This is a genomic window from Lactobacillus sp. UMNPBX4 (assembly GCF_002554115.1).
Lineage (GTDB): Bacteria > Bacillota > Bacilli > Lactobacillales > Lactobacillaceae > Lactobacillus > Lactobacillus gallinarum.
The window spans coordinates 1-1737 of record NZ_PCZF01000101.1; the positions used below are offsets into that span (position 1 = coordinate 1).

Consider the following 1737-nt stretch of genomic DNA (forward strand, 5'->3'; position numbering starts at 1 on the left):
GAACAAAGAAAATTGGTCTTTTGACCATCTTCTGTTCCAATATTTGCTTAAATTCATCATCATGAAGGCTATTCCTATATCTGTTTCAACCTTCTTTTTGCCTCTTAAATGAGTTCGGCGCATGCCAAAGACGTTCTTCAAATGTCCAAAAATCGGCTCCACATCATATTTCCTCATGCTGTAGATGTGTCTGCCTTCAGGACTTTGGAGAACTGCTTTGGCTTTTTCTTTTAGGTATTGCCAGTTAGGATTATAGCGAACCTGACGTTGGCGTCCGCTCTTAGTCTTGGCTAAGCGTTCTAATTCTGGCGTTAGTTGAAATTCATCTGCTTCATAGACCTTAAAATCACGAACCTGACCAGTCGATCGATCTTTACGTTGACTATAATATTTGAAGTTGAATCTGACGCCATTTTGATCAAGGTAATAATCATCTTTTTCATCATAGAACCAGTTAGCCAGCTTAGTTGGATCGTTGCGATACTTTCTGGTCTTTTCCTTTTCGTACATGGTATAAGGAATATAGTACTTCTTGTCTGAATACTCTTCTTCTAACATTGAATAATTATATTCGCTGCCATAACCAGCATCAGCGACAATCTTGTCAAACTTGTCTAGTGTCGTCATCTGCTTTAAAAATGGTTCGAAAGTTCTAAAATCAGTTGGATTAGGGTATAAAGCAAAGTCAACCACATATTGATCAGTGGTGGCGGCTTGAATATTGTAGCCTGGCTTGAGCTGGCCGTTCTTCATGTGATCTTCCTTCATATGCATGAAAGTCGCGTCATGATCTGTCTTAGAATAGCTGTTACGCCCTGCAAAGATTTCTTTCGCCTCTTCATATTTCTTCATTCGAGGAACATAGTCTTTTCTTAGTTTATGAAGCAGCTTTTTAAGACCGCGTCTTCTTGCTTTTCTAGGCGAACCGCCAGGGATTGCTTTGGGTTCTTGCTCAATTTCTTCGGTCAGCTTTTCAATCTCGGCTTCCGTTTCTTGTGCTAGCTCTGCCAAACCTTGACTGGTCTGGACTTTCTCTTTTGCCATTGCTTTGACGACTTCTTTGGCAATCAATTCATCATAAAGCTCAACCGCTTGACCTTTGAGCTTGTCATGAAATTTTTCAACTGCCTTGCGCCAAACAAAAGTATAGCGATTGGCGTCAGCTTCGATTTTAGTGCCATCAATAAAGATCGCTCCTTCATTGATAAGGCCCTCGGCTTCTAACAAATTGGTAAAGTAGAGGAAGCTTTTCTTAACCAGCTCATTGGCATGCTTGCTGGATCTAAAGTTATTGATAGTATGGTAAGAAATCTGTTGGTGTTCAGCCAAAGCCATCATCGGCACGTTTTCTTCCAGCATTAATTCGATTTTTCTGCCTGAAAATACTCTTCTGGAATAAGCAAAAAGCAAGATTTTAAGCATCATCGCTGGATGATAAGCTGGACGACCGGTTTTAGCAGTATTACCCAATAAGACATCTTCTGGAATTGAATCGACAAACCAGCTAATGGTATTAGCCAAATGATTATGAGGAATAGCGAAGTCTAAGTTGAGTGTTAAAGCTGTTTGACCTATGGTATAATTTTGATACATTAAGATTGCCTTCTTTCTTTTTGTTTTGTGGTGATTCAATAATATCAAGGAAGGCACTTAAAGTATAGAAAAAGAACGATGAAATCCATTAGGAAATCATCGTTCTTTTTTCCTGTCTGAGAATTAGTTTTTTCCCAGACACTT

Annotated in this window: 1 protein-coding gene; it reads right to left on the reverse strand. The window is 39.3% G+C overall.

From position 1 onward, the window contains the following. A partial coding sequence (locus CP355_RS09830; RefSeq protein WP_098044438.1) for an IS1182 family transposase occupies window positions 1-1593 on the reverse strand: 1593 nt, incomplete at its 3' end. Window positions 1594-1737 lie beyond the last annotated feature (144 nt).